Annotated in this window: 20 protein-coding genes; 16 read left to right on the top strand and 4 right to left on the bottom strand. The window is 65.9% G+C overall.

Annotated features, from left to right (window positions below):
• The 3 genes from NCG91_RS26595 to NCG91_RS26585 form a co-directional block, all read left to right on the top strand.
• A partial coding sequence (locus NCG91_RS26595) for an amidohydrolase (RefSeq protein WP_251351865.1) occupies positions 1-1,531 on the top strand: 1,531 nt, incomplete at its 5' end.
• 8 nt (positions 1,532-1,539) lie between these two features.
• Entirely contained in the window at positions 1,540-1,737 is a 198-nt protein-coding gene (locus NCG91_RS26590; protein WP_251351864.1) for a DUF1427 family protein, read from the top strand.
• A complete protein-coding gene (locus tag NCG91_RS26585; protein WP_077401676.1) occupies positions 1,734-1,892 on the top strand; it encodes a XapX domain-containing protein in 159 nt (52 codons plus the stop codon). The genes NCG91_RS26590 and NCG91_RS26585 overlap by 4 nt, the downstream gene beginning before the upstream one ends.
• Before the next feature lie 4 nt (positions 1,893-1,896).
• Here the strand turns inward: NCG91_RS26585 and NCG91_RS26580 are convergent, their stop codons facing one another.
• Genes NCG91_RS26580 through NCG91_RS26570 form a run of 3 tightly spaced genes read right to left on the bottom strand, consistent with a single transcriptional unit; the run spans position 1,897 to position 4,336 of the window.
• On the bottom strand, positions 1,897-3,237 hold the full coding sequence (locus tag NCG91_RS26580; protein WP_251351863.1) for a TadE/TadG family type IV pilus assembly protein: 1,341 nt from the start codon (positions 3,235-3,237) through the stop codon (positions 1,897-1,899).
• Positions 3,237-3,848: a TadE/TadG family type IV pilus assembly protein gene (locus NCG91_RS26575; protein WP_251351862.1), complete on the bottom strand. Its 612-nt coding sequence runs from the start codon at positions 3,846-3,848 to the stop codon at positions 3,237-3,239. Before NCG91_RS26575 ends, NCG91_RS26580 begins: the two co-directional genes overlap by 1 nt.
• Complete coding sequence (locus NCG91_RS26570) at positions 3,848-4,336, bottom strand: TadE family protein (protein ID WP_251351861.1); 489 nt, start codon at positions 4,334-4,336, stop codon at positions 3,848-3,850. The genes NCG91_RS26575 and NCG91_RS26570 overlap by 1 nt, the downstream gene beginning before the upstream one ends.
• Positions 4,337-4,896: 560 nt before the next feature.
• Between NCG91_RS26570 and NCG91_RS26565 the strand changes: the two genes are divergently transcribed.
• From NCG91_RS26565 to NCG91_RS26520, 10 genes are all read left to right on the top strand, one after another.
• Positions 4,897-5,586, top strand: a complete 690-nt coding sequence (locus NCG91_RS26565; protein WP_251351860.1) for a LuxR C-terminal-related transcriptional regulator — start codon at positions 4,897-4,899, stop codon at positions 5,584-5,586.
• Positions 5,587-5,790: 204 nt separating this feature from the next.
• Complete coding sequence (locus NCG91_RS26560; protein WP_071650303.1) at positions 5,791-5,964, top strand: Flp family type IVb pilin; 174 nt, start codon at positions 5,791-5,793, stop codon at positions 5,962-5,964.
• A 116-nt stretch (positions 5,965-6,080) separates the two neighbouring features.
• A complete protein-coding gene (locus NCG91_RS26555; RefSeq protein ID WP_251351859.1) occupies positions 6,081-6,641 on the top strand; it encodes an A24 family peptidase in 561 nt (186 codons plus the stop codon).
• Between the two features lie 42 nt (positions 6,642-6,683).
• Positions 6,684-7,511 (top strand): Flp pilus assembly protein CpaB, encoded by an 828-nt coding sequence (cpaB, locus tag NCG91_RS26550; protein ID WP_099664843.1) that lies wholly within the window; start codon positions 6,684-6,686, stop codon positions 7,509-7,511.
• A gap of 31 nt (positions 7,512-7,542) precedes the next feature.
• Complete coding sequence (locus NCG91_RS26545) at positions 7,543-9,054, top strand: type II and III secretion system protein family protein (protein WP_251351858.1); 1,512 nt, start codon at positions 7,543-7,545, stop codon at positions 9,052-9,054.
• Between the two features lie 9 nt (positions 9,055-9,063).
• On the top strand, positions 9,064-9,342 hold the full coding sequence (locus NCG91_RS26540; RefSeq protein ID WP_251351857.1) for a hypothetical protein: 279 nt from the start codon (positions 9,064-9,066) through the stop codon (positions 9,340-9,342).
• 37 nt (positions 9,343-9,379) lie between these two features.
• Positions 9,380-10,540 (top strand): CpaE/TadZ family protein, encoded by a 1,161-nt coding sequence (locus tag NCG91_RS26535; RefSeq protein WP_077401700.1) that lies wholly within the window; start codon positions 9,380-9,382, stop codon positions 10,538-10,540.
• Between the two features lie 63 nt (positions 10,541-10,603).
• Positions 10,604-11,950: a TadA family conjugal transfer-associated ATPase gene (locus NCG91_RS26530; protein WP_435526522.1), complete on the top strand. Its 1,347-nt coding sequence runs from the start codon at positions 10,604-10,606 to the stop codon at positions 11,948-11,950.
• 6 nt (positions 11,951-11,956) lie between these two features.
• Positions 11,957-12,925 carry a type II secretion system F family protein gene (locus NCG91_RS26525; RefSeq protein ID WP_251351856.1) on the top strand — a complete coding sequence of 323 codons (969 nt, stop codon included), beginning with the start codon at positions 11,957-11,959 and terminating at the stop codon, positions 12,923-12,925.
• A gap of 18 nt (positions 12,926-12,943) precedes the next feature.
• A complete protein-coding gene (locus NCG91_RS26520; RefSeq protein WP_369811608.1) occupies positions 12,944-13,885 on the top strand; it encodes a type II secretion system F family protein in 942 nt (313 codons plus the stop codon).
• Between the two features lie 74 nt (positions 13,886-13,959).
• On the opposite strand, the gene NCG91_RS26515 is transcribed toward NCG91_RS26520, so the two are convergent.
• On the bottom strand, positions 13,960-14,742 hold the full coding sequence (locus NCG91_RS26515; protein ID WP_034758799.1) for an inositol monophosphatase family protein: 783 nt from the start codon (positions 14,740-14,742) through the stop codon (positions 13,960-13,962).
• A 195-nt stretch (positions 14,743-14,937) separates the two neighbouring features.
• On the opposite strand from NCG91_RS26515, the gene NCG91_RS26510 reads away from it, so the two are divergent.
• From NCG91_RS26510 to NCG91_RS26500, 3 genes are all read left to right on the top strand, one after another.
• On the top strand, positions 14,938-15,702 hold the full coding sequence (locus NCG91_RS26510; RefSeq protein ID WP_070278661.1) for an RNA methyltransferase: 765 nt from the start codon (positions 14,938-14,940) through the stop codon (positions 15,700-15,702).
• A complete protein-coding gene (locus tag NCG91_RS26505; RefSeq protein WP_251351855.1) occupies positions 15,699-16,601 on the top strand; it encodes a LysR substrate-binding domain-containing protein in 903 nt (300 codons plus the stop codon). Before NCG91_RS26510 ends, NCG91_RS26505 begins: the two co-directional genes overlap by 4 nt.
• Positions 16,602-16,691: 90 nt before the next feature.
• Complete coding sequence (locus tag NCG91_RS26500; protein WP_251351854.1) at positions 16,692-17,897, top strand: MFS transporter; 1,206 nt, start codon at positions 16,692-16,694, stop codon at positions 17,895-17,897.
• Positions 17,898-17,939: the final 42 nt, after the last annotated feature.

Genomic DNA, 17,939 nt, shown 5'->3' with positions numbered 1-17,939 from the left:
GTGGGTGCGTGTGGTGGGCGGCTGGACGGAATTCCAGTTCGCGGAAAAGCGCATGCCGACCCTCGACGAGATCAACGCGGCTGCGCCCGACACGCCCGTCTTCATCCTGCACCTGTACGACCGCGCCCTGCTGAACCGCGCCGCCCTGCGCGTGGTCGGCTATGACAAGAACACGCCGAACCCGCCCGGCGGCGAAATCGTGCGCGACGCTGCCGGCAACCCGACCGGCCTGCTGATCGCCCGGCCGAACGCCATGATCTTGTATGCGACCCTGGCGAAAGGCCCGACCCTGCCGCGCGAATTGCAGGTCAATTCCACGCGCCAGTTCATGCGCGAACTCAACCGTCTGGGCATCACCAGCGCCATCGACGCGGGCGGCGGCTTCCAGAATTATCCCGAGGATTACGCCGTCGTCGACGAACTGGCGCAAAAAGAGCAGCTGACCATCCGCATCGCCTACAACCTGTTTACGCAAAACAAGGGCGCCGAATTGCAGGACTTCCAGAAGTGGACGGGCATGGTCAAGCCCGGCGACGGCACGGACTTTTACCGCCACAACGGCGCCGGCGAAATGCTGGTGTTTTCCGCCGCCGACTTCGAGGATTTCCTCGAGCCGCGCCCGGAGCTGGCGGCCGGCATGGAAGACGAGCTGGAAAAGGTCGTGCGCCACCTGGTCGAGCAGCGCTGGCCGTTCCGCCTGCACGCCACCTATGACGAATCGATCGGCCGCATGCTCGACGTGTTCGAAAAGGTCAACCGCGACACGCCGTTCGGCGGCTTGCACTGGTTGTTCGACCACGCGGAAACCATCAGCCCGAAAAATATCGACCGGGTCAAGGCGCTCGGCGGCGGCCTGGCCATCCAGCACCGCATGGCCTTCCAGGGCGAGTACTTCGTCGAGCGCTACGGGGCCGAGGCGGCGAAGGCCACGCCGCCCGTGCAGCGCATGCTGGACGCGGGCGTGCCCGTGGGCGGCGGCACGGACGCCACGCGCGTGGCCAGCTACAACCCGTGGACGGCGCTGTACTGGCTCGTGTCGGGGCGCACCGTGGGCGGCCTGGCCCTGACGGATGCGGCGGGGCGCCTGTCGCGCGACACGGCGCTGGAACTGTGGACGGCGGGCAGCGCCTGGTTTTCCAGCGAGCAAGGCAAGAAGGGGCGCATCCGCGAGGGCATGCTGGCCGACCTGTCCGTGCTGTCGGCCGATTATTTCACGGTGCCGGAAGAGGCGATCAAGTCCATCGAATCCGTGCTGACCATGGTGGGCGGCAAGGTCGTCTACGGCCAGGCGGAATTCACGACCGTGGCGCCGCCCCCGATTCCCGTGCTGCCCGAGTGGTCGCCCGTGCGCGCGGTGCCGGGCCATTACCGGCCCGTGGCCAGGCCGGCGCAGGCGGCCATGCCGCACCAGTGCGCGGGCGCCTGCGGCGTGCACGCCCACGCCCACGACCGGGCGCGCAAGTCGGCCGTGCCGATCAGCGATTTTTCCGGCTTCTGGGGCACGCTGGGCTGCAGCTGCTTCGCTTTCTAGGAGAGGAAATGAGCATGTACTACAAGAAAGTCATCCTGGGCCTGCTGCTGGCCTTTGTCGTGGGCTTCGTCTGCCAGCTGGCGCACATCCCCGTGCCGGCGCCGCCCGTGCTGGGCGCCGCGCTGCTGGTGTTCCTGACCAGCTGCGGCTATTGGCTGACGGGCCTGTATTTGCAGCGCCGTGAAACGCAAGGGGAGGCGCCATGAACGTCATGCTGGCAGGATCGGTGCTGGGATTGCTGGTGGGGGCCGTATGCCGCTGGTTCGACCTGCCCTCGCCCACGCCGCCCACGCCGACCGGCGCGGCGATGGTGGTGGCCATGACCCTGGGTTTTGTCGTGGCGGGGCAGTGGCAGGGTTAGGCGCTTATTTGGACAGGCGCAAAATGGCCGAGGCGAGCCGGGTGAAGCAGGGACTCAGGTCGCTGTCGCTGGCCGCATAGCAATACAGGCCCACGGGTTCGGCCGGCTTGCGGCAAGCCGCTTTCGCATCGGTGGTATTGGCCAGGCAGCGCAGCAAGTCTTCGCCCAGCTCGTTGTCCGGCCCTTCCTTGGTTTTCAGCGATGCGCCCATGCCCAGGGTAAAGACGAAAATGCCTTCCTGGCGCGCCTTGGCCGCCATCGCTTCGACCAGGTTGCGCGAGGCGCGGTGCACATTCGTCCATTGCGCCTGCGCCGTGGCGGTGGACGCGGTCACGACGCGGGGCGAGTTGGTGACGATGGGAAACTCGCGCAGTGCCGCGTCATTCGTCGCGTTATACCATGCGGGAAGCGCGGTGATCTGGCTGGCGGCGCAATCGCCGTACTGGAGCGAGTCGCTCACTTTCATCCTGTACAGGCCCGCCAATGCCGGGTTTTGCAGTTTCGGAAAGGTGGCGAGGCCGCCTGCGTCCTTGCATTTGTTGTCCTTGTTGGGGAAGTACGAGGAAAACGCCGCCGGCGAACCGTCGGAGAAAAACACGATGACGCGCAGGCTGGAGCGGTCGACCTGCGCGATGTCGTTCAGCTGCTTGCGCGCCTGGAACATGCCGGCGGACGAGTTGGTGCCGCCGACAAAGGCGAATTGATCGATCTTTCCACCTTTCATGGTCATGCCGCTGCGGTCGAAACCGCGGTCGGTCTGCCTGATCGGGACGTCGATTTGCGCTTCCGAGGCGAAGTGCAGCAAGCCGACCCGGTCGACCGTGGCGTTGAACTTGTTCAGGAAGGACTTGCCCGCCGCCCGCACGGCGTCCGCATTGTGTTCCAGCGAACGCGACGTATCCATCACCAGCACCATGTCCAGGTCCTTGCGGATGGTTTGCGCGCTGGCGGCCACGTCCAGGGTCTTGAAGCCCAGTACGCCCATCAGCGAGACGGGCAGCGAGGCGCTGGCCGAGACGTCGATGGTGACGGTACCCTTGTCGAACGTGACGTCGACGGGATGGAGGGTCGGCGTCGACAGCAGGAAGTGGTCCGGATAATTGACGTCAAAAAAATCCTTTGCCGACTGGCGCGCCCTGGTCCGCTGTTCCTCTTCCGAGTTGCCCGCAGTGACGCCGCGCGCCGCCGCCAGGCTGGCCGAGTCGACGGCCGCGTTGAGCTTGGCCTTGACGAAGTAGCCGAGGGCCGAATCGATGGCCAGGCCCACGGAGGCGATCAGGACGACGGCCGACAGCGCCACCATGACCAGGACTTGCCCGCCTTGCCGCTTGTGTGGAATGCGCATCAGAATACCGTCATCGAAGTCAGGTTGGGCGCCAGCACGGGCGTCGTGCTGTTGCCAAATTTCAATGTGCCGAACAGCATGTCGAAATTGTAGAAAGTTTCCACGGCGTAAATCAGTTCGCCATCGGCCAGCTGGTTCTGCATCAATGACACCGTGGGGGCGTATTCGTCCTTGGCGATGCCGGTGCACGTGCCATCGCGCCAGCTGCCGCATTGCCACACCTGGCTGGCGGGCAGGTAGCCGCTGGCCTTCGCGCCGGCGTCCCAGCGGTACTGTTCCAGCACGATATTGCGCAAGCCGCTCTGCGTCGTGTAACCCATGATCTTGGTGATGTAGATCATGCCGCGCCCGTGCATGTCCAGCGGCGGCGTGCTGGCGGCCAGCGCATTCATGATGCCCTGGCTGGAGCCGCTCAAGTCGGACGTGGCGCGCGCGGACAGGTTGGCGCCTTCGCGGCTGATGTTGAGCAGGATGGTCTTGGCCTGGATGGCACGCGACAGGTCGGCCAGCATGAACAGCAGCAAGGCCAGCAAGGGCAGCACGATGGCAAATTCGATGGCGGCGATGCCGCGCGCGGCGCGGCGCGGAAAACGGGGAGCGGGCGCGCGCATCACAGGCCGCCAAAGCTTTCATTGCGCATGGTGGCCGCCACGACGAAATGCGCCTGGCCGTCGCGGAACAGGGCACGGATCATGGGTGTGGCAAACGCCCAGCGGCAATCGACGGAAATGACGACGATATCGCCGGCCTGGCCGAACATGGCGGCGCCTACCGCATCGCTGCCGTTGACGGAGATCACGGGGCTGACCTTGTCATACATGCCCATGGAGCTGTCGCGTATTTTTTGCATGACGGCGTGGTAGCGCTGCTGGTTGGCGCTGTCGGGGTCGAGGTCCTTGGCCCCCGTGACGGCATAGCGCGCCCCTTCGCGCACCGCGTGCTGCATGGTCATATTGGCAAAATAAGCCATGCTCAATTCAATGATGCCGATTATCAGCATGAGAAAGACAGGTGTTATCAGGGCCAATTCGACCAGGGTGGCGCCACCCTGTCCGCTTTGCTTGCGGAATATGCGGGAATCGGCCTGTTTTAAGCGCATGGGAATAATCCGGTTAAGTTCCGCGATGACGAATGTCGGGCGGATGGCATTGCGCCATTTGACTGGCAATTATTCTATATCGATTTTCAAGGGCGTGTCCGCCATTTAAATTATTACAGGTCAAGATAATCGCAATTAACTGCGTTATTTCAAACGTGCCGGCCCCGTCGCTACAGGGCCGGGAGTAATATGCGCGGGTATGAAAACAGGCCTGGTGTCAGGATTGTCCTGCGTGCAGGCAAGGACTTGTTTTGCAAGGTGATGCAACAAAAATGCTGCAATGTAAGCAACAGCAGCGGCGGCAGCAGCGATGGCGCGCCCGTGGCGCACCCGCCCCGGCCACGCTGCCCATCCATCGGTTCACGCCCGGCATGCGGCGACCGCTGCCCTGGGGCACGCACCGCGTTGGCGCGTGCCGGCCCAAGGCCTCTTCCTTTGTGCCCCCATGACTTCTTTCCCCCGCGTGCGGCAGCAGAAGGCGCGCGCGGACGAGGCAGGCAAGCCGATTCGGATCAACAGCATTCCCCGATGGGAGTGGGCTACAAGTAAAGAGGTAAAGCATGTCAACAAACAATGTCATACGCGTCATGCTGGTGTCGGACCACAAGACCTGGCTGTGGGGCCTGGAGCAGTTGCTCGCCGGCGCCCAGCCGCCGATGCAGGTGGTGGCCAGTTCCACCGAGATCGACAGCGCGCTGCTGCTGGCGCGCACCCTGTGTCCCGACGTCATCGTGCTCGACGCCGATCTTGGCTGCGGCGGCGCCTGCGCCATCGATTATCTGCCGCAGCTGCTGGGCAATGGCGTGTCGCGCGCATTGCTGTTCAGCGGCACGCAGGACCAGGCCGCCTGCGGGCGCGCCGTGCGCAGCGGCGCGCGCGCCGTGGTGGGCAAGGAAACGCCCGTCAAGCAAATGGTCGACGCCATCGCCCGCCTGCATCACGGCGAATTGTGCCTGGACCCGGCGCTGCTCGACAGCATGCTGGGCGTGCTGAACAAGCCGGAAGCGGCGCCCGACCCGGAAGAGCAGCGCATCGCCAGGCTGACGCTGAAGGAGCGCAAGATCGTGGCCATGATGGTGGAAGGAAATGGCGCGCTGAACCGTGCGATCGCCCAGCGCGCTTTTATCTCGGAGCAAACCTTGCGTAATCATTTGACATCGATCTACAGCAAGCTCGATGTCACCAACCGCCTGGAATTATATGTGTACGCCACCCGCAACCGGCTGGCCGAACCCGTCCATGCGGAGTGACAGTACATATGTCCTGATTATAGACAAAAAATTAAGATGGTTTGTACTGGGCATAAAATGACTTTTCTCTGATTCGATTTAATGTTTGTTTATATAAAATACACGCATCAGAAATTGGCAAATAAAAACAAAGAGAATGTTTTTATTTTCAGACTGTATTTTCAGTTTTTATCATGTTTAAAACTTGACCTGAAAGGGAATAATATGAATTTCATTAAAAACTTTATCGCCGAAGAAGATGGCGTGACGGCCATCGAATATGCGCTGATCGCTGCGCTGGTGGCTGCGGCGCTGGTCACGGCCGTCGGCTATTTCACCACCGGCCTCGATGGCGCCTTCAAGGCGATCGGCACCAAGCTGACGGGCGCGGCGATCTAAGGCGCCTGCCCACCGCGCTGCATCCCGACAGGCCGGCTGCCCCTGCGCACCGGCCTGTCGACTTCCCGCCCAACGATGCGCATGCCGTCATGCCATCGGCTTGCATCAGGTACACGATGGACCCTCATTCTTTCTGGACGTTCAGCCCCGCCATGGTCTTGTGGGGGCTGCTTGCCGCGGCTGTCTGGCATGACGTGCGCCGCCGGCGCATTCCCAACCGGCTGGTGTTTTTTGGCGCCTTGCTTGGCGTGTTGCTCAACAGCCTGGCCTTGCCCGGGGTGACGCCGGCCGGGCCGTGGCTGGCGCTGGGCGGCCTGGCCGTCGGCCTGGGCTTGCTGCTGCCCATGTATGCGATGAAGGCGCTGGGCGCGGGCGACGTCAAGCTGATGGCGATGGTGGGGGCTTTTCTTGGCCCGCGCCCCGCCGTGTTTGCCGTGCTGTGCAGCCTGCTGGCGGGCGGCGTGCTGGCGCTGGCCGTCGCCCTGTGCCAGGGCACGCTGCGCCAGGCGATGAGCAATGCCCGGCAATTGCTGCTGCAAGGCTGGCTGCGCGCCGCGGCAGGCGAAGTGCCGCGGGTCGATGCGCCCGCCGTGCCGGGCGGCAAACTGCCGTACGCGATCGCCATTGCCGCCGGCACCGCCATCTGGCTGGCCCTGGCGGCCGGCGGCTATGCATGATGTGCCCGTCCGGAAACCCAAGTTTTACCAAGAGGAAAAATCATGAGAAATAGCCGCGTTGCGATCGTGCTGCTGCTGGCGCTGCTGATGGCAGGGGGCGCCGTGCTGGCGGCGGCCCGCTGGATGTCGGGACAAGGCGCGCCGGCCAGCCAGACGGTGATGGTCGCGCTGGTCGATATCGGCGTGGGCGCGAAGGTGACGCCGGCCATGCTGCGCGGCATGGACTGGCCGGCGGGCGCCATGCCGCCGGGGGCGTTTGGCGAGGCCGGCGCGCTGGACGGGCGCATCACGCGCACGGCCGTCAGCAAGGGCGAGCCTGTGCTGGAAAGCAAGCTCGCGCCGCCCGGCGCCACGGGCGGCCTGTCGGCCATCGTGGCTGCCGGCAAGCGCGCCATGACCGTGCGCGTCAACGACGTGGTGGGCGTGGCCGGCTTCGCCCTGCCGGGCAATTTCGTCGACATTCTCGTGCATACGCAGGATGACCGCGCCAGGCCGGCGGGCGGCGGGCCGCTGGCCATTTCCAAGATCGTGCTGGAACGCATCCTGGTGCTGGCCGTGGCGCAAGAGTCCGGCCGCGACGACAACAAGCCCAAGGTGGTCAATGCCGTGACCCTGGAGCTGACGCCGGAGCAGGTGGAAAAGCTGGACCTGGCGCGCAGCGTGGGCAGTCTGTCGCTGGTGCTGCGCAACCAGGTCGATCCGGCGCCCGTCACCACGGGCGGCGCCACCAAGGAGTCGCTGCTGGAACTGAAGGCGCCGGCGGCCGCGCCGGTGCGCGCGGCGCGGCGCCAGGCGGCCCCCCCACGCGCTCCCGCGCGCGACAGCATCACCGTCATCAAGGGCATGGATACGAGCGTCCAGCAATTTTAAAAATCAGCAGGCAAGCGAGCAAGGATGATCGATGAATAAATTTCGTAAGCACGCCGCGAGTGCGGGCATGCGCCTGGCCCTGACGCTGGGCGGCGCGGCGGCAAGCCTGGCATGGCCAAGCGGCGCCAGCGCGGCGGCGCCGGCCCGGCAGGCCGTCATGTCGCCCGTCGCGGCGCCGGCCATGTCGCTGGGCGCCGATATCGCCCGCCTGGGCGCGCCCGTGCGCATCGCCGTGGGCAAGTCCACCTTGCGCAGCCTGAGCCTGCCGGTGTCGCAGATCGCCGTCAACGATCCGCGGGTGGCCGGCGCCAGGATGCTGGGCTCGTCCAGCCAGCTGTTCGTCTGGGGCCTGGCCCCGGGCAGCACCAACCTGATCCTGTGGGACCGGCAGCAGCGCCCCGTGATCGTCGATATCGAAGTCGAGATCGATGTTGAGGGCTTGCAGGCGCAGCTGGCCTATGTCTTCCCCGGCGAGCGCGCCGTCAAGGCTGGCGCGGCCGGCGGCAGCATCGTGCTGTCGGGGCAGGTGAGCGACAGCGTCAAGGCCAGCCAGATCCTGGACATGGCGCAGGCCTATGCGCAGCGCGGCGCCGGCGAAGCGGCCGCGCCGGCCGACGGCGCCGCCAGCGCGGCCGGCGGCGTCAAGGTCATCAACATGCTGACGATCGCGGCGCCGCAACAGGTCATGCTGGAAGTGAAAATCGCCGAAGTGTCGAAGACCCTGGTCGACCAGCTGGGCGCCAGCGTGGGCATCAGCGGCACGCGCGGCAACTGGAGCTACGGCTTGCTGTCGAACTTGCTCAGCGGGAACCCCAGCCAGCTGGGCGCCGTGCACGGCAAGAATGGCAACGGGCTGACGCTCGACGCGCAAAAGCGCGACGGCCTGGTGAAGGTGCTGGCCGAACCGAACATCATGGCCATCAGTGGCCAGGAAGCCAGTTTCCTGGCGGGCGGCAAGATTTTCATTCCGGTCGCGCAAGACAGCACCACCAACAAGATCACGCTGGAGGAAAAGGAATTCGGCATCGCCGTCAAGTTCACGCCCACCGTGCTGGAGGGCGGACGCATCAACCTGAAGGTGGCGCCGGAAGTGTCGGAGCTGAACCGCGAAGGCATCGGCATCACCACCGGCGGGGGCGCCGCCGCCAATGCCGTGCTGCCGGCCTTTACCACGCGGCGCACCACCACCACGGTGCAGCTGTTCGACGGCCAGAGTTTTGCCGTGGGCGGTTTGATCAAGAACAATGTGACGACCAATATCAAGGCCTTGCCCTTCCTGGGCGAGATCCCCGTGCTGGGCGCGCTGTTCCGCAGCAGCGATTTCCAGACGGACCGTACCGAGCTGGTGTTCATCATCACGCCGCACCTGGTCAAGCCGCTCGACGGCACGCTTGACGGCGATATCGTCTTGCCGACCGACGCCTATGTGGCGCCCAGCCGCAGCGAGTTCTTCTTGCAAGGAAAAATGGAAGGCGCTGGCGCGCCACGGCCACGGCAGGAAGCGGCCACGCAGAAGGCGCCCGCCGGCCCGGACACTCACTAGGAGCACATCATGCAGCATTCCCTTTCCCTTTTTCTATCTGTGCTGCTGGCCGCCCTGGCCGCCAGCGGCTGCGCCGCCACGCCGAACCTGGACCGCCAGTTCGGCCGCAGCGTCGAGCAGCTGCGCCTGCGGCAAGTGCTGTCGCCGCAGGCGGGCGCGAACCGCGATCCCGTGGCCGGCCTGGACGGCAAGGCCGCCCAGGCCGCCTACGCGGCGTACCAGAAAAGCTTTGCCGCACCCGCGCCGCAAGGGGCCGCCTTCACCATCGGCGTCGGGGCGCGCCAGTGAAGCTGGCACCGTCACCACAGAACCAGCAAGGCATATCGTGAAAATCGCCATCCATTCCACGGATCAAAAAACGCTGTCCGAACTGGGACGGCTGCTGCGCAGCCGCAACCGGCTCGACGAGATCAACGCGGGCGGCGAAACGCTGGAACCGCTGCAGGCGGCGCAATCGCTGCCCGACGTGCTGATCTTCGACCGCCCGTCGAACGACGGCGCCGACCTGGCCGCCATCGAGCGCCTCAGCAACCAGCATCCGCGCATGGCCTTCATCGTGCTGTGCCACCAGCAGGCGCCTGAATTCCTGCTGCAAGCCATGCGTGCAGGCGTGCGCGACGTGCTGCCGTTTCCCGCCGCGCCGGCCAGCCTGTATGCGGCGCTCGAACGCATCGAGGAAAAGCTGGAGCGGCGCGAGCATGGCAACGGCAAGGTGCTGGCCTTCATCTCCTGCAAGGGCGGCAGCGGCGCCACCTTCATCGCCAGCAACCTCGGTTATGCGCTGGCCGCCGGCGGCCAGCAGCGCGTTGCCCTGATCGACATGAACCTGCATTTTGGCGACGCCTCGCTCTTCGTGTCCGAGAACAAGCCGCTGGCCACGCTGTCCGATGTCACGCGCGACATCCACCGGCTCGACGCCTCGTTCCTGGCATCGAGCATGCTGCACATCCTGCCCAACTACAGCGTGCTGGCCGCGCCCGAGGATCCGGCGCACGCCAGCGAAGTGGCGCCCGAGCACATCGACGCCGTCATCCGGCAAGCCAGGCGCCAGTACGATTTCATCGTGCTCGACGTGGGCCGCAACCTCGACGCCGTCAGCGTGCGCGCGCTCGACCACGCCGACATGATCTTCCCTGTCCTGCAGGCGACCTTGCCGTATATCCGCGACGGCAAGCGCCTGCTGGGCATGTTCCGCTCGCTCGAATACGCGAAGGACAAGGTGCATATCATCGTCAACCGCCACGACAAGGGCGGCGAAATCCGCCTGCGCGACCTGGAAGCGGCGTACGGCACGGCGGTCTACCGCACGGTGCCGAATCACTACGCCTCGGCCGCCGCCTCGGTCAACCAGGGCGTGCCTATCCTGCAGCTCGACAAGGCCAGCCCGATCACCCGCTCGCTGCAGGAGTTCGCCGCCAGCCTGGCCGGCGGCGCGGCCAGCACGGCGCGCCAGGGCTGGCTCGGCCGCGTCCTGCGGCGCGCCTGATCCACGCGCTTGATCCCCATCCCAGAACAGGAGCATTTCATGGCTACTTCCCCCATCGCCGCCTTGTCCATCCGCGAACGGCTCGGCAGCGCCAAGATCGCCGCGCTCGCGCCGCAACGCATGACCGTCATCGACAACCACGGCTACCGCGACCTCAAGCTGCGCATCCATGGGCTGCTGCTCGAACGGGTCGACCTGGAAAGCATGCAGCGCCTGTCGCAGGAGCGCATCCGCGAAGAATTGCGCGGCCTGGTCGAGCGCCTGCTGGACGAAGAGGCGGTGGTCATCAACGACGCCGAGCGCCGTAGCCTGACGCGCGACATCCAGCACGAGATGCTGGGCTTCGGGCCGCTCGAAACGCTGCTCGCCGATGCCAGCGTGTCGGACATCCTGGTCAACGGCCACAAGCAGGTGTATGTGGAGCGCGGCGGCCGCCTGGAGCTGACCGACGTCTGCTTCGACGACGACGCCCATCTGATGAAGATCATCGACAAGATCGTCTCGCGCGTGGGCCGCCGCATCGACGAATCGAGCCCCATGGTCGATGCGCGCCTGCCCGACGGTTCGCGCGTCAACGCCATCATCCCGCCGCTGGCCATCGACGGCCCCGTGATGTCGATCCGGCGGTTTTCCGTCGATCCGCTGCGCCTGGCCGACCTGGTCGCCTACCACAGCATGACGGCCGAGATGGCCGAGGTGCTGCAGGGCCTGGGCAAGGCGAAGATGAATATCCTCATTTCCGGCGGCACGGGCAGCGGCAAGACCACCATGCTCAACGTGATTTCCGGCTTTATCGGCCAGACGGAACGCATCGTCACGGTGGAAGACGCGGCCGAGCTGCAATTGCAGCAGCCGCACGTGGTGCGCCTGGAAACGCGGCCCGCGAATATCGAAGGCAAGGGGGAGGTGAGCCAGCGCGCGCTGGTGCGCAACGCGCTGCGCATGCGCCCGGACCGCATCATCCTGGGCGAGGTGCGCGGCGCCGAGGCGCTCGACATGCTGGGCGCCATGAACACGGGCCACGAAGGCTCGATGGCCACCATCCACGCCAATACGCCGCGCGACGCCATCACGCGGCTGGAAAACATGATCAGCATGGCGGCGGCCAACCTGCCCAGCAAGGCTATCCGGCAGCAGATCAGCTCGGCCGTGTCGGTGGTGGTGCAAGTGTCGCGCCTGATCGACGGCAAGCGCAAGGTGACGTCGATCCAGGAAATCACGGGCATGGAAGGGGAAGTCATCACGATGCAGGAAATCTTCAGCTTCCGGCAGACGGGCGTGGCCGAGGGCGGCGCGGTGGTCGGGCATTTCTCGGCCAGCGGCATCCGCCCGCGCTTCCTCGATCGCCTGAACAGCTTTGGCATCGGCGTGTCGGCCGCCCTGTTCGAACCCACCGCGGCGGGGCGCTGACCGGCCATGCTTTCCTACCTTGTCTATCTGTTCCTTTTCCTGGCCGTGCTGCTGCTGGTGGCTGGCGCCTGGCTGGCGTGGCAAGCGGCGCGGGGAGCGGGCGCGGCGCGGGTGGCGCGGCGCCTGCAAGCCATGTACACGGCCAGCGATGGCGAACAGGCGCTGTCGATCACCAAGCAGCGGCCGCTGAGCGTCCATCCCTTGCTGCACGGCGTGCTGCAAGGCTTGCCCGGCGCGCGGCGCCTCGACCAGCTGCTGCTGCAGGCGGGCATGCGCTGGTTCGTGGCCACTTTTCTGGGCTATTGCCTGCTGGGCGGGACGGCCGGCCTGCTGCTGGCCGGCGCGCTGCCGCTGCCATGGTATGTGCGCCTGGGCCTGGGCGCGGGCGGCGCCGCGCTGCCGTATCTGCTGGTGCGCCGCGCCAGGAGCAAGCGGCTGGTGCGCATCGAGCAGCAATTGCCGGACGCGCTCGACCTGATGAGCCGCGCCATGCGCGCCGGCCATGCCTTTCCCACCGCGCTGAAAATGGTGGGCGAGGAAATGACGGGGCCGCTGGCCGACGAGTTCCGCGCCGTGTTCGACGAAGTCAGTTTCGGCGTCGCGATGGCCGATGCGCTGGGCAATCTGGCCGCGCGCGTGCCCAGCACGGACTTGCGCTATTTCGTCATCGCCGTGCTGATCCAGCGCGAAACGGGCGGCAACCTGACTGAATTGCTGAGCAGCATCAGCGCCATCATCCGCGACCGCCTGAAATTGCTGGGCCAGGTGCGCGTGCTGTCGGCCGAAGGGCGCATGTCGGCCTGGGTCCTGGGTTTGCTGCCGTTCGGGGCGGCGCTGATGATGCATTTGATGAATCCGCAGTTTATTGCCGTGCTGTACACGGATGGGGGCGGGCGCAAGATGGTTGGAGTATCGCTGGGCTTGCTGATGCTGGGTGTGATCTGCATCAGAAGAATTATCAATATCCGGGTGTAAGATGAAAGAACAGACACGATGAGCACGATGAGTACGGCGCAGCTGGCCTTGCTGGGCCTGCTGTTCCTGATTGTTTTCGCGCTGGCCTTGCTGGTGTTGCGCCTGTGCACGGGCAGTGCCGTGCAGGAGCGGCTGCAGGCGCTGGGCGATGCGGGCGCCGGCGGCGACAGCGGGCGCCATGCGAGGCGGCGCTGGCTGGCGCACGCCGTCAGCCTGACGCGCCCGCTGGCCAGGCTGTCGCTGCCGGACGAGGGCTGGGAAAGTTCGCCCATCCGCAGCCGTTTCGTCCATGCGGGCTGGCGCAGCCAGGCCGCACCTGCGCTGTTTTACGCGGCCAAGACAGGCTTGTTCGTGGGCTTGCCGCTGCTGGCGTATTTTCTGCTGCGCCAGGGCGGGCACAATATGCTGTTGTGGCTGGTCGCGGCGGCCGCCCTCGGTTACTACCTGCCCAATGCCTGGCTGTCGCACTGCCTGAAACAGCGTCAGCGCGAAGTGTTCGAAACCTTTCCCGATGCGCTGGACCTGATGACGGTGTGTGTCGAAGCGGGGCTGGCGATGGATGCGGCGCTGGCGCGCGTGGCGCAGGAAATCGGCTTGAAAAGCGCCGTCCTGGCCGAAGAGCTGCAACTGGTGACGCTGGAATTGCGCGCCGGCAGCGCCAAGGACAAGGCCTTGCGCAACCTGGCCCTGCGCACGGGAGTGGAGGATGTGGATGCGCTGGTGACCCTGCTGATCCAGGCCGAGCGCTTCGGCACGAGCATCGCCGCGTCGCTGCGCGTGCAATCCGACCAGCTGCGCACCAAGCGGCGCCAGCGGGCCGAGGAAACGGCGGCCAGGATCGCCCTCAAGCTGCTGTTTCCGCTGATCTTTTTCATCTTCCCCTCGCTGATGGTCGTGCTGATGGGGCCGGCGTTCCTGCAGATTTACCGCGTGCTGCTGCCGGCCATGCGAGGCAGCTGAAGACTGGCCGGGCCGAAAAAAAAGCTGCCGGAGTCGCCTCCGGCAGCTTTTTTACGTCAGACCGCGCCTGGCAATCAGGCGAATGGCGTCAGCAGGGTGATCATCTGGCCAAAGATCTTCGGGCTGGCGGCGATGACGTCGCCCTTGTACAGGTAGTCCGATTCGCCGGAAAATTCACCGACGATGCCGCCCGATTCCGTGATCATCAGGGCGCCTGCGGCGATATCCCAAGGCTTCAAGCCTTTTTCGTAGAAGCCGTCCAGGCGGCCGCAAGCGACGTAAGCCAGGTCCAGCGCGGCCGAGCCGGCGCGGCGCACGCCCTGGCTGCGTTCGCCCATGATCGCGTACATCTTCAGGTATTCGTCCAGCGCGCGGGCGCTGCCGGCCACGTAGCCGGTGCCCAGCAGGGCGTTCGAGATGCGGTCCAGCTTGGTGACGCGGATGCGTTTTTCGTTCAGGTAGGCGCCGGCGCCCTTGGTGGCCGTGAACAGGTCGTTGCGGACCGGATCGTAGATGACGGCTTGCGTGACGACGCCGCGATGCGCGAGGGCGATCGAGATGCAGTATTGCGGGAAACCGTGGATGAAGTTGGTGGTGCCGTCCAGCGGATCGATGATCCACTGATATTCATTCTCGTCGTGCGAGTTGGCGGAAGCTCCCGATTCCTCAGCCAGGAACGCGTGGTCCGGGTAGGCTTTGGACAGCACCTCGATGATGGCTTGTTCGGCCGCCTGGTCGACGTCGGTGACGAAATCGTTATGTTGTTTTTCCGTGACGACGACGCGGTCGAGGTCAAAAGAGGCGCGATTGATGACGGCGGCGCCGCGGCGGGCGGCTTTGATCGCCGTGTTGAGCATTGGGTGCATGTGAGCTTCCGTTAAAAGCACGCGACCGCCCAGCGTCGCCTTTCGGCGCCGGTACGATAGAGTGCAAGAATGAATTAAAGAGCGGAGCGGTGCCGAAGTGGTTAAAATCCCGGCCTGGAGTCAGCGTTTTGTGACTCCGTTTCCCGAAATTTCCTGTATCGATACCGCGCAATAGCGCTATTTTAAATGAATCTGCCCGAAATCAACACGTCTCTTTTCAAACGCCTGCGATTTATTCTTGTCGAAACTAGTCGATCCGGCAACATTGGCGCCGTCGCGCGGGCCATGAAAACGATGGGTTTTTCCGATTTGGTGCTGGTCAACCCCCGCTTTCCCGACGCCTTGACGGACGCGGAAGCGGTGGCTTTCGCCAGCGGCGCGCAGGATATCCTGTCCGGCGCGCGCATCGTCGGCTCCATCGCCGAGGCGCTCGAAGGCTGCAATTACGCGGCGGCCGTCTCGGCCCGGCTGCGCGAATTTTCGCCGCCCGTCACGGCGCCGCGCGCCATCGCCGCGCAGCTGGCGGCCAGCGACGACTTGCACGCGGCCGTCATCTTCGGCAACGAGCGCTTCGGCTTGCCCAACGAGATCGTCGAGCAGTGCAATGTGCTGATCAACATCCCCGCCAATCCCGAGTATTCCTCGCTGAACCTGTCGCAGGCGGCGCAGGTCGTCGCCTACGAATGCCGCGTGGCGGCCCTCGGCGACGGACAAATCGCCAGTCCCGTCGGTTTTCATGGCGACGCGGCCAGCCTGGCGCAGGTCGACGGCATGTATGCGCACCTGGAACAGGCGCTGGTGGCCATCGATTTCCTCGACGCCGACAACCCGAAAAAACTCATGCCAAGGTTGAAACGCCTGTTTTCGCGCACGGGGCTGGAAACGGAAGAAGTCAATATCCTGCGCGGCATCGCCCGGCATATCCTGGCGGTGGCGAAAAAAGGCCCATGATAGAAACCCGGCTGCTGCGCCAGTTCATCGCCGTCGCCGAGGAACTCAATTTCCGCCGCGCGGCCGAACGGCTGCACATGGCGCAGCCGCCGTTGTCGCAGGCGATATTGCGGCTGGAAGAAGCGCTCGGCTATCCCGTATTCGAGCGCACCAACCGCAAGGTCAGCCTGACGCCGGCCGGCACGGCTTTCCTGGCCACGGCCCGCCAGGTGCTGGCCAGCCTGGAAGAGGGCGTGGCCGCCACGCGCCGCGTGGCGCAGGGCATCGAGGGCCACTTGCGCCTGAGCTTTATCCACATCACCCCGTATGCCCACGTACTGACGGCCTTGCGCGCCTTCCGCGCCGCCTCGCCCGCCGTGCAATTCACCTTGCGCGAAGCGTCGACGCAGCAGCAGGTCGAGTGGCTGGAGCGGGGCGAGGTCGATGTCGCCCTGTTGCGCGCGCCGGGGCGCAGCACGCCGGGCATGCGCCTCGAGCGCCTGTCCTGCGAAGACATCGTCGTTGCGCTGCCGTTGAACCACCGCTGCGCGGGCCAGGCGCGGGTGGACCTGGCGGATTTGGCCGGTGACGATTTCGTCGCCTCGCCGCGCGAGCTGGGCCAGGGTTTCCACGACCAGCTGGCCAGCCTGTGCCTGCATGCGGGCTTCGTGCCGCAGGTGGCGCAGCAGGCGCGCCGTTTGCAGACGGTGCTGGGACTGGTGGCGGCCGGTTTTGGTGCGGCCCTGCTGCCGGCCAGCCTGGCGGCGTCCATGCCGGCGGGCGTCGTCATGCTGCCGCTGGCAAGCAGCGCGCCCGCGCCGCTGCGCCAGCTCGACCTGTACATGGCGTGGGACCCGCGGCGCACATCCCCCGTGCGCGAGCGGCTGCTGGCGCAGCTGAGGCACTTTTCCGCCTATTGAGACTTTCAAAGTCTCGTTTCAAGATAAATAAGATATTTTACAGATGATGGTCCAGGGGCCAGCATGGCGTTTTGATTGTCAGGAACTGCCATGTCCACCATGTCCTCGCGCACAGTGCTGCCGTCCGCCACGCTGCCACTCTCCATTTACCTGCTCTCCCTGTGCAGCTTTGCCTTCGGCTTGTGCGAATTCATCGCCGCCGGCCTGTTGACCCCCATGGCGCGCGACTTGCACGCCAGCGTGGCGGCGGCCGGCGGCGCCATCGCCGCGTATGCGCTGGGGGCGGCCATCGGCGCGCCCATCCTGACGGCCCTGCTGGCGCGCCGGCCCGTGCGCCAGGTGCTGGTGGCCACCATGCTCGTGCTGGCGGCCGGCAGCGTGGCCATGGCGGCCGCGCCGGCGCTGGGCGCGCTGCTGGGGGTGCGCTTTGCCGTCGGCCTCGCGCATGGCGTGTTCATGGCGGTGGCCTCGCATGCGGCCACCAGCCTGGTCGACCCGTCCCGCGCGGGACGGGCGCTGTCCATCGTCTGGCTGGGTCTGACCCTGGCGCTGGCTGGCGGCGTGCCGCTGGGGACGTGGCTGGGCGCCGTCTCGTCATGGCGCTGGGTTTTCGCGGCCATCGGCGTGCTGGCCCTGTGCGGCGGCGCCGGCCTGCGCTTGGCCATGCCGGCCGCGCGCCAGCGGTTTGCCGCCGCATCGGCCCTGGCCAGCCTGCGCGCCATCCTGCAGCCGCCCCTGCTGCTGGCGGCCGGCGTGGCGGCGCTGGTCAGCGTGGCTACCTTCAGCTTTTTCACGTATGTCTCACCTTTCCTGCTGCAGCTGGGCGGGCTCGATGCGGGCTGGCTGGGCGCCGCCATGCTGTGCTTTGGCGTGTGCGCCATCGGCGGCAACCTGCTGGGCGGCTGGTGCGCCGACCGCCCCCACGCGCTGCGCTCCACCGTGCTGGCCCTGGCCGCGCTGGCGCTCAATCTGCTGGGGTTTTATCTGCTGCGCGCCCAGCCCCTGGCCATGCTGGCCCTGTGCGGCACTTTGGGCTTGCTGTTCTTTGCCCTCGTCACCCTGTCGACCATGGGTTTGCTGCGCCTGGCGCAACGGCATTGCCCGGGCAGCGACGCCGTGGCGGCGGGCCTGAATATCGCCGCCTTCAATGCGGGCACGGCCTTTGGCGGCGCGCTGGGAGGTGCGCTGATCGTCGCCTTCGGCTTGCCCAGCATTGCCATCGGCGGCGCGCTGGCGGCGCTGCTGGCCATGCTGCTGCTGTGGGTTCAGGCGCAAAAACTAGACTCTCCGCTCTAGTTTTTGCGTTCAAACGCCCACTGCCTTTGGCGTACACTGGCC

The sequence above is a fragment of the Janthinobacterium kumbetense genome (assembly GCF_023703445.1).
Classification (GTDB): domain Bacteria; phylum Pseudomonadota; class Gammaproteobacteria; order Burkholderiales; family Burkholderiaceae_D; genus Janthinobacterium; species Janthinobacterium kumbetense.
The sequence above is the reverse complement of the archived record's forward strand: the minus strand, read 5'-3'. Positions and strand labels throughout refer to the sequence as shown.